Below are 10,368 nucleotides of genomic sequence, written 5' to 3' on the forward strand. Positions count from 1 at the left end.
AATTATTATCTAAATTGTTTTAAAAATCTTAGGTCATTTTTATAAAATTCTCTAATGTCATTAATTCCATATTTAATCATTGCAATTCTTTCAATACCAATCCCGGCAGCAAATCCATTCATACCATTATCGTATCCTGCCATTTCAAGAACTTTAGGATGCAGCATTCCAGATCCTAAAACCTCAATTGTTTTACCTTTATAAAATACATCAACTTCTAATGAAGGTTCAGTAAAGGGGAAATATGAAGGTCGTAAAAAAATTTCAACATTTTCTTCCAAAACATATGAAAGTAAAGATTTTAATGTTCATATTAAATTTGGAAAAGTTAAATAGCCCACTGATACAAAATCAATTTGCGTAAACTGATGTGAGTGGGTTTGATCATCTTCATCATTTCGATAAACTTTTCCAAATGAAAACTGGTTAAATGCTTGATTTTTATATTTTTCTAAGTATCTCGCAGTTATACCGGTATTATGAGTTCTTAATAAAGTATTTTCATCAATATAAAGTGAATCCTGCATGTCACGTGCGGGATGATTTTTAGGGATATTTAAACGCTCAAAATTATAAAAATCACTTTCTATTTCTGACATCTTAGTTTCAATATAGCCATTTTGGGCAAATCATTCACGAAAGCGGTTACCTACTAAAGTCAGCGGGTGTAATCCTCCTACATGATTAGGGGCATATTCTACATCAACTCATTCATTAGCAATTTTTTCGGCAATTTTTAAAGCTGTAATTTTTTCGCTTGCTGCTAAAAAAAACTCTTCTGCTGCTTTTTTCATTTCTTGCAATTGTTTACCAATCACTGCTTTTTCTGGACCTGGCGCATTTTTTAATGCAGTTTGCAACTGACCATAAGCACTATTTTGTGAATAAAATTGATTTTTGGCAATTTTTAAATCTTCTAAAGTTTTAATTTTTTCCAAATCCATTGTTTTGTTCCTCCAAAAGTTGTATTGAAATTATACACTAGGAAATTAGCTCCAAAATTTCCTTGTTTTAAAATTAATTTTTCACCTTAAAAATTCAAATATTTTACAAAATATATTTGAATTTTAAATATCCGAAATTTAGGAAAAGTGGTAAAATTTTTAAATTATTATATTATTAATATCAAAACTCTTAAAATTTTCCTAAATAAAAGAAAATTTTCACAAGTTTAATACATATTTTTGTCTGGAGCAATATAGACTTATGGAAAAAGATAACAAAAAAAATGTTTTTAAATATTTTGCTAGATTAAATTCAAAAAAAAATAATAAGGGGCAAAATAGCAACCCGGATTCTGGCGAAGATAAAAGCAATAAAAAATCTAAAAATTGAATTATTGGATTAAGTGTCGCTGGTGTTGCAGCAATCGGAATTGGTTTAGCAGTTGGCTTAACTACAACTTCAGCCACAAAAATTGAAGCCTTAAAAAATGAAGAAGTTTTATATGAAATTAAAATTCCTGGTGGGGGAGTTAAAAAAATCACTGTTAGTGATGTAGTTGCAGCTTCAAAAAATTTTTTTGATGAAGACCAAGGTGAATTTGCTAAAGCTAAACGTGAATTAGTTCAATATTTATACAAAAAAGAAGTTGATGCTTCTGATTTATTTCAAAAAGCTTGAAACTCTAGTAAAGAAGACGGTGAAGCTGATCGTAATTTTAAATTAGAAACATTAGAACAAGTTAGAGAAAAAGAAGCTAAAAATTTAGAAGACCAAAAAAGAACATTTCAAAGAAGTTTTGGAGTACAGAACTGAGAAAGCGAATGAAAAAAAGAATTGGGTACCGATAAGTATGGGAAATCTTCTACAGAAGAGCAAGCAATTGAGTTTTTAGTTTTAAGAACAATTAGAAATCAAGCATATGGAAGATGGTTGCCATACATTGAAAGTTCATTTAGCAAAAAAGATATAGAAGAAAGAAAAGCCAAAGAAGATATTTCATACACTAACTCCGCTCAACAAGTGGTGGTTGTTTATCCAAAAGGTGAAAGAATTTTTAAAAACTTTTTAAACACTAAAAATACGATTAATAATGCCAATGAAGTTAATGCTATTTTCCCAAATATAAATGGTAATGAAATAAACGAAAAAACTTTAGCTTCTGCTTTTTTAACAAAATCCTTTGATCCTGAATATAGAAAAACAAATAAATTAATTAACTCATATGTCGATACTTTTTCTTCAGCATTTAATTTTTCTGAAGTTATTATTCCAGCCAAACAAGATGCAAATAGCGCTGCCTTGAGTTGAGAAATAACAAAAAAAGATTTAGTTGACTTGTTGTTATATCGTGTTTTAGATAATGTCGACAATAATTTGAATGTAAAACAAAACATTGAATTAATCACTTCTTTTGAAGGCGCATTAGGAAAAACGTCGCAACAAAATGAAAATGACAAATTATTATTAAATACATTAAATAGTCAAATTAATGTTCAAAATGTTTTAGGTGCAAAACCTTTAAGTAATATTTTTGAAATTTTTAAAAATGAAGAAATATCTTATGCTAATGGTTTTTTAAGTAATTTATACAAAGCTAAAGATGTGCCGAATTTATTTGCCGAATTACTAGAAAAAATTAAGGGTGTATTATTTAATGATGTTAACAAAGAAGTTTATATGCCTTCTTCAGCATCTTTGAGTACTAAAAAAATAAATGAAATTGAAAAAATTAATGTTAATTTAGAAAACGAAATTAACAAACTATCAGATGATCAAGTTAAATCATTAGTTGGGCAAGTATTTAGAGATGTTTTTGCAACTTCGCAAACTGATTTTAGAACTAAAACAATTTATAAAATTGCTGAAAATAAGTATGTATTTTTATCTTCAAAAGGTGTGCATTTTGTTGTGCTACAAAAATTGGAAAATTTAAATCAATTTAATGAAGTAATTCGTCAACAATTGCAATTAGAAGCTAATTCAAAAATTGATAAATCAATTAAACCTTCAACCGATATTAGCAAAACATTTAGTTATATTAATGGTGAAGATATGATTTTTGCACAAATGATTAAAGATGTTGAGTTCCAAAATTATTTAAAAGAAAAATTAGCTAAAAATAGTAGTGATGATAAAAAACTTGAACTGATTAATTCATTAACAAAAATTGGCCAAAGAATTCAAGATAACTTTTACATCAACGCTTCACTTGAGTCACAGCAAAAAATTAATGCTTACTTAAACCAAACAATTGATAATAACATCAATTCGGATTATGAATTTAATAAGTCTATTGCTGATTTTTCAATTTCTGGGTCAAACAATTCCAAACCAATGGCTGTGGCAATTTATGAAGCAATTAGAAAGCTAGGAGGGAAATAATTATGTTTAAAAATAAATTTAAAAAATTATTAGTGATTGCCTCTCCTGCTGTTTTATCTGTTTCACTTGTGGCTTGTGCTGCAACAGTTAATTCTGATAATAAAAATATTCAAGACAAAATTTTGCTACAACATGGTGAAAAAGTTAGCAATAATGAATACTTAAATTCTATTTTAACTTATCAATATCGCGAAATTTTAGGTAGTGATAGTGTTGATCAAGCTTTAGAAAATGCTAATTCTACTTTTTTTAATGAAGCATGAGAAGCTTTTGATTTTTATCAATCTCAACAACTACAAAATGACCCTTTCTTTTTTATTAAATTAATCAATGCTTGATCTAGCCAAGGATTCTTAAGTCAAGATGGAACCCCTGATTCAAATATCAATGCAACACAACAATTGAATGTTGAATCCAATCAACCACTAAATAAAATGCAATTAGTTTTAATTTCTAAAAATTTAGATACTGGTATAAAAGAATTGCTTAAAAAGATGTTGATCACAAAACAATATTTATTAAATTCAACTAAAGAAAATATTGAAAAATCAAAAGAATACACCGAAAACAAAGATAAAGATGAATATAAATACATTTCAACTGATAGTAAAGATTTTTTCTTATTGGCTCAAGTTTTAAAAAATCGTATTTTACAAAAATGAGAATTTAATACTGACAAATTAAGCGCACTAGCATCTTATGGTTCCTTCAAAATTAAAGATGGTTCAGGCTTTAATTTATTGTCAGAAAATAAATTATCATTAGTAAGACAAAAAGTTGTGCCGCAAAATGCATTACAAACATCTGATGATCTAAATACTAATCAACTATTTTCATACAAAGGTTTACAAATTAATCAAACTGGAAATGCTGATTTAAATTTTGCTGTGAGTTATTTAAGATCACAAGACACTACTAAATCAGGTTTTGTAGATAATAATACCTCAAAAATTTATTCACAAAGACAACTAACAAATGCTGCATTTTGAAAAGGTAAAAAAACTGCAATTCCAAAATTAAATGATTCAGCAAAATCTAAAAATCGCTTTGAAATTAAAGTTACAGATTTTACTTTTGAAGATCAATCTGATTTAAATTTTGAAGTAGTAGGAATTTATCCCGACGAAACTAGAGAAAGAACATTAGAAATTATTATTAATGCTACTGATAAAAATAATCAGCAAAATAACTTTGTATATAGAGTTAAAGTAGTGTGATTTACAGAAGCTGATAAAGCAACCCAATATACACCAAGTAATGGTAAAGAAATTAATATTCCAAGTGAATTAAATGTATTAACAAGTGACAAAAAACAAGTTCAAATGGCTTATGTTAATAAAATTACTCCATTAGCAACTTTTGTTAAAGTAAGTGAAGATAAAAAAACAGCTAATATTTACTTTAGTTTTGAAAAAACTCCTTGAAATACTGATTTACAAAAAACAAAATTAGCATTTAGTTTGTATAATATTAATGATTCATTTTACAATGCTGCTGTTGAATTTTACAAAAGCCTAGGATTTGAATTAGAAAAAAAATACCCTGATATTGCTAAATAATTTTAAAAGGAGTCACAATGGAAAAAACAATTTTTCAAAAAATTATTGATCGAGAAATTCCTTCAGAAATCATTTACGAGGATGATAAAGTAATTGCTATTAAGGATATTAAACCAGTTAGAGAAGGACATTTCTTAGTAATTCCAAAAAATCACTCTACTAATTTAATTGATATTGAAGAGCAAGATTTTTTATACACTATGTCAAAAGCTAGAGAATTAGCTTTAAAGATTATTAAGGATATGGGAGTTGCTGGTTTTAATTTAGTTGTTAATAATCATGCTGATGCTGGACAAGAAGTTTTTCACACCCACATTCATATTGTTCCTAGTCATAAAAAATAATTATTTGACTTAATTGTTTATTCATTTTTAAAAATCGCAAGAATTGCGATTTTTTTTATATTAAAAAAAATTAAAAATTTAATAAAATGTTAAAAAACAACAGTTTTTGCGCTTTTTTAAAAAATATAAAAATTTTTTTTCTCAAAATAAGTAGTTTTTAACGATATATAAATGTAGAGAATAAAAAAATACTTAGTTTGCTCTACATTTATTTTATAGATATATTATCAAAAAATAATTATTTAAGGAGTTGATAATGACTAAAAATTTAAATAAAATTAAGCCTGGTAATATTTCAAAAAACCAAGCTAATAAATTTGTTAAAAATTCAGAAAATATTCACTATAATTTAGTCGAAGTGGAAGTTGTAAATGGAAAACTAAATGGTTTATACTATGTTAAATTTGAAGGATATTCAGAGATGGAAAAAGACGAGAAAAACACCGAAATTAAAGAGCTAAAAGAATTAGTTTTAGGCTTAGTTGGCCAAATTAATAATTTTACAACTTATGTTGAAAATCGTTTTGCATTACAAGATGCAAGAGATGCTGAGCGTGATCGTAAAGATGAAGAATTTAGACAATATGTTATTACTAGATTAGATGCTCAAGATAAAAAGATTGATCAAATTCAAGCAACTCAAATTGAGCACGGTAAACGCTTAGATAGAATTGAATCTGATATTACAGATATTAAAGAGAGACTAACAAATCTTGAAGGGCGTGTTACAGTGCTTGAATCATATCATCAACAAATTAAAAACTAACTATTTTATAATTTAAAGCTTTCATGAAGTTATTATTTGAATTCTATGAATTACGAATAATTTTATCTTTAAATATTTAATACTAAAATTAAATAATTTATTATTTTAAAAAATGCACCTGAATAAACTAGGACAAAAAAAGTAACCTTTTTTTAATTAATGTATGCTCCTCAGGACTCCTGAGGAGTTTTTCAACCTAAAATTGATTGAATTCTCTCATTATTATATCAATCAATGTATCTACTAATTTCATTTTCAAGATCTTGAAAAGTGATTGTAGAAATATTTATAAAATTCAATCATTCAGATTTTATGCAAGAAAAAAAATATTCTATTTCACGATTATCTAATGAATTGCCAATTCTTGACATTGATAAAACTGCATTTTTTCTTTTAGCCATTTCAGCAAAACCTTCTGTTGAATATTGTGAACCATGATCAGAGTGCAATACTCAACTTTGATTATTAAAATCAATTTCATTATGATGTTGTAAAATAAAATCGGCGTTATTTAGTATACTCAATTTTCAAGAAATAATTTTCTTAGTTTTATGATGAATTGCTGCTGATAAATAAACATGATTTCCTTTAACATCTTTTGGAGCAGAAATGTAGGTTACGTCGGTTGCAACAATATTTCTATTTAAAACATCATTGTAATCTCTTTGCACTAAATTAGAAATTTTGACATTAGTATTTTTAATTTCTCTAGCTTTTGTTTTTTGTCTAACTTTACAAAATAACCCTAATTTCTTCATTTTTCTGCCTAAAGTGCGAGGATTTATAAAGATTTTATATTCTTTTTTAATATAAAAAGAGAGTTTTTCTCTACCATAAATACCTTTATTTTTGTTAAAAGCTTCAATGATAATTTTGTCAAGTGGATCTTCCTTGGATTTATTTTCATTAAATTTTTGTTCATATTTATATATTCCTGATTTTGATAATTGAAAAAATTTTACCTTTGTGACTTGTTTAACATCTAATGATTTAGCTTCTTTGTTTTTATCATTTTTAGATTTTTCATCAGTAATTTGTTTATATCTTTTAAAAAAATTAAACTTTTCTCAATCTTCCAATTCATTATAAATTTTTCATAATTCCGCATCGGTAAGTGGCTTAGGTTTTCTACCTACACCTTTATTTTTCTTAGGTGCTTTACCTGATTTTGATTTTAATATTTCCATATCATTAGAAATTTTAAACCTAAAATACTTTTCTCGAAAAAGTCTTTTTGTATTTTTACTATTTTTCTTATTAAATTTAGAACAATATCATTCTCAAAAAGTTTGTAAAGAAAGGTCACTTTTCTCATAAATTTCAAATGCTTCTAATCATTCGTTCAGTTTTAACTGTTTTGCCATAAAAAAATAAACCCCCAAGTTTCAGCCGCCCCAATATTGGGGCGGACTTTATAACTTCTAAGGTTTACTTTTTTTGTCCAGGTTTAGAAAAGTGCATTTTTGTTTATTTTGTTTTAAATATTAGGATTTAAAATTATCAAATTTTAATACGTTTTTCTTTTGGTAAAAACATTTCATCGCCTTCAACGACGTCATAGATATCATAAAATAAATCACAGTTTTTAATTTGAACATTTGCACGGGCTTCAGCTGGAGCATGAACATCTGTTTTTAATAATAATTCCTTATATTCTTTATGAGCTTTTTGTCTTCAAGCTTCAGCCCAGCTTACTAAGAATTTTTTAGCATCAAAATCATTTCTTTTTTGAGCTGCTTCCAATGCACATGCAAAGCCACCAGTATCAGCAATGTTTTCACTAACTGTTAATTTTCCATTAACATTGCCAATTTCGGTTTTGTAATCATTATATAACTCAATAATTGCTTCTTGTTTTTCTTTAAATCTAGCTTCATCTTCTTTTGTTCATCAATTATTCATTCTCCCATTTTCATCAAAACGAGCTCCATTGTTGTCAAAAGCATGAGAAATCTCATGAGCAATAACTGCCCCAATTGCACCAAAATTAGCTGAAGCATTTCGTTCAATACTATAAAAAGGCAAATTCAAAATTGCTGCTGGAAAAACAATTTGATTTTTCATTGGGTGGAAGTAAGCGTTAACGGTAGCAGCTGACATTGATCAATAGTTCGGATTTTCTTCTTTTAAATATAGACTATCATTGTAATCTTGAATTGCTTTACTAAAATTAATATTATTTGTTACTAAATCTCCTCCATTTTGGTAAGAAATAGTATTAAATTGATTGTAATAAGGTTCCATCTCATCCGGGTAACCGATCATTGGTTTTAATTTTGAAAGCTTTAGAAGTGCTTTTTGCTTTGTTGTTTCTGATAATCAAGTATTTTCTTCTAATCTTGTTTTGTAAACTCCGATCATTTCATGAATCATATTAACAACATCTTGTTTTGCAACTTCTCCAAAATAAGTTTTTCCATAATAAATACCTAATGGAGCTGAAAAAAAACTTTTCGCTAAATTAAAGCAATGTTTTTCAAAGCTTTGTGTTTCAACTGTACCAGTAACTGCTCTACTAAATTCTGATGCTTTAATTCTAGTTTCATCACTTAATAAATGTGCAAATGCCAATAATGTTTTAATAAATAATAAACTTTTAAAATTTTCAAAAGTTTCAGCATTGTATAGTTTATCCAATGATTCTAAAAAGCGTTTATTAGAAACGATAATTTCTTTAACTGGTTGTTTTGCAATTTCTGCTGCAAGGGCTGAAATATCAAAATAATTATTTTTTGGTAAATCAGCTATTTTAATAGGGTTATAACGTTTTGTATAATCGGCTTTTTCCACTGATGTTAAAACAAAATCTTTTAATAGGTTGTCAAATTTTAAGGCTTTGTCAACCATTTCATTTGCATCCAACTCATCCATTCCATAATCTTTTAGTAATCCAATAACCATGTTTTTATAAACAACTAAAAGTTTATCACCGTTTTCTGTCCCATAAAAATCAGTTGAAGGTAAAATGGTTCCTGGTTCAGTCATTCACATTGTTTGAGTTTTTGGATCTAAAAAATCTTCAGAAACATACAAGAAAAATGGTGCAAAGCTTCAAATGTGACGCATCGAATACATAGCTGCAGCAACGTCTTTAAAACATTTTAAGTCTTGAATTTGATTTAAATATTTCACAACTGGTTGAAATCCCAATTCTGCTCTTTTAGTCTTATCCATAGCTAATTTATACATTTCAACATAATTTTTTATCAATTCATCAGACGGTACAGCTTGTTTACCATTTGCTCAATCAGCTGATAAATTCATTAATAATTTTTCAATATTAATATCTAGTTCTCCAAACCCTGAAATTGAAGAACGATCACCGGGAATTTGAGCTTGTTTTAATCACTCTTGATTAATATATCTATAAAAATCTTTTTTATACATTTTATCTGTCATTTAAATTCACTTCCTTATAGTTCGCTTACTAGCAAACAAAAATTAATTGTATAAATTTTAATGTAAATTTTTAAACTTTGATAATAAAAAACTTTTTTGTTATTTATATAAAGCTAAAAACAATTTTGTGTTGCTATAATTAATTCATAAAAATTAAAAAAGTACTAAGAAAGTTAAAAAATGAAATTTAACAAATTTCCTCTTCCTGTTGTTCCTCAAGAAATCGCTTTAAAGTTAAAACAAAATCTTAAAAAAGTGTATAAACATAAAGCTGATCGAAACAAAAAAGGCGTTTATGCAATTAAAATTGAAAATTGAATTTATGTTGGTAGTGTAAATAATAAAAGTGGTTTTGGTAGACATTTTAAAAAACATTTAAGTGATTTAGAAAAGTTAAATAGTTTATATCCCGAAAAAATTTATTTGGAAAAAATAGTAGATTACAATAAAAAATTTTTATTTAAAATTTTTGTAGGTCTAGCAACTAAGGGTTATGAAATAAGTGATTTAAAATTTTATTTACTAGATGCTCGCGATGAAATTTATGAAGAATGGCAAATTCAAAAAATTGAAAAATATTGAATTGAGCAGTTTCAATCCAACTATTATGGATTTAATGAGCCATTTTTAACAACTTTTTATATTGAAAATAACATGCAAATTTATGAATTAATAAACATTTTAAATAAAAATCTACCTTTAATAACAAAAATTAAAAAAGATTTTTTTGATAGCATAGATCAAGCATTAATCTTCTTTGATTGAATCAAAGAAAATCCTAAATTATTAAAATACTTTTGAATTAGTTTTAATTTTTTAAACTTATGAATTTTCTCTCATGACATTATTTAAATTATGTATTATTCGCAAAATTTAGAAATTGTTAAAAAAATTAAATTTTTCCAAAATTATTTTGATAATTATCCAGAAAAACTGATTCCTGATTTTGATAAAATTGTTAAATAAAAAAATA

The 10,368-nt window shown here is 26.3% G+C and carries 8 protein-coding genes; 5 read left to right on the forward strand and 3 right to left on the reverse strand.

Annotated elements, in window-relative coordinates; translation table 4 throughout:
- Positions 1-5 precede the first annotated feature (5 nt).
- Positions 6-944, reverse strand: coding sequence for a phenylalanine--tRNA ligase subunit alpha (pheS, locus tag ACW95P_RS03295; protein WP_457961808.1), 939 nt, complete (start codon positions 942-944; stop codon positions 6-8).
- A 262-nt stretch (positions 945-1,206) separates the two neighbouring features.
- Here pheS and ACW95P_RS03300 point away from each other — a divergent pair, with 262 nt between their 5' ends.
- The 4 genes from ACW95P_RS03300 to ACW95P_RS03315 all read left to right on the forward strand — a co-directional run bounded on the left by ACW95P_RS03300 (position 1,207) and on the right by ACW95P_RS03315 (position 5,996).
- A complete protein-coding gene (locus tag ACW95P_RS03300; RefSeq protein WP_457961809.1) occupies positions 1,207-3,327 on the forward strand; it encodes a HinT-interacting membrane complex protein P80 in 2,121 nt (706 codons plus the stop codon).
- Between the two features lie 2 nt (positions 3,328-3,329).
- The gene (locus ACW95P_RS03305) at positions 3,330-4,886 is read left to right on the forward strand and encodes a HinT-interacting membrane complex lipoprotein P60 (RefSeq protein ID WP_457961810.1); all 1,557 of its coding nucleotides are present in this window, start codon (positions 3,330-3,332) and stop codon (positions 4,884-4,886) included.
- 17 nt (positions 4,887-4,903) lie between these two features.
- A complete protein-coding gene (gene hinT, locus ACW95P_RS03310; protein WP_457961811.1) occupies positions 4,904-5,230 on the forward strand; it encodes a histidine triad protein HinT in 327 nt (108 codons plus the stop codon).
- 256 nt (positions 5,231-5,486) lie between these two features.
- Positions 5,487-5,996 carry a hypothetical protein gene (locus ACW95P_RS03315; RefSeq protein ID WP_457961812.1) on the forward strand — a complete coding sequence of 170 codons (510 nt, stop codon included), beginning with the start codon at positions 5,487-5,489 and terminating at the stop codon, positions 5,994-5,996.
- Positions 5,997-6,148: 152 nt separating this feature from the next.
- On the opposite strand, the gene ACW95P_RS03320 is transcribed toward ACW95P_RS03315, so the two are convergent.
- Entirely contained in the window at positions 6,149-7,360 is a 1,212-nt protein-coding gene (locus tag ACW95P_RS03320) for an IS3 family transposase (RefSeq protein ID WP_457961813.1), read from the reverse strand.
- Between the two features lie 133 nt (positions 7,361-7,493).
- On the reverse strand, positions 7,494-9,395 hold the full coding sequence (locus ACW95P_RS03325; RefSeq protein ID WP_457961814.1) for a M13-type metalloendopeptidase: 1,902 nt from the start codon (positions 9,393-9,395) through the stop codon (positions 7,494-7,496).
- A gap of 180 nt (positions 9,396-9,575) precedes the next feature.
- Here ACW95P_RS03325 and ACW95P_RS03330 point away from each other — a divergent pair, with 180 nt between their 5' ends.
- A complete protein-coding gene (locus tag ACW95P_RS03330; RefSeq protein ID WP_457961815.1) occupies positions 9,576-10,247 on the forward strand; it encodes a hypothetical protein in 672 nt (223 codons plus the stop codon).
- Positions 10,248-10,368 lie beyond the last annotated feature (121 nt).

The sequence above is a fragment of the Mycoplasma pogonae genome, from assembly GCF_054170725.1.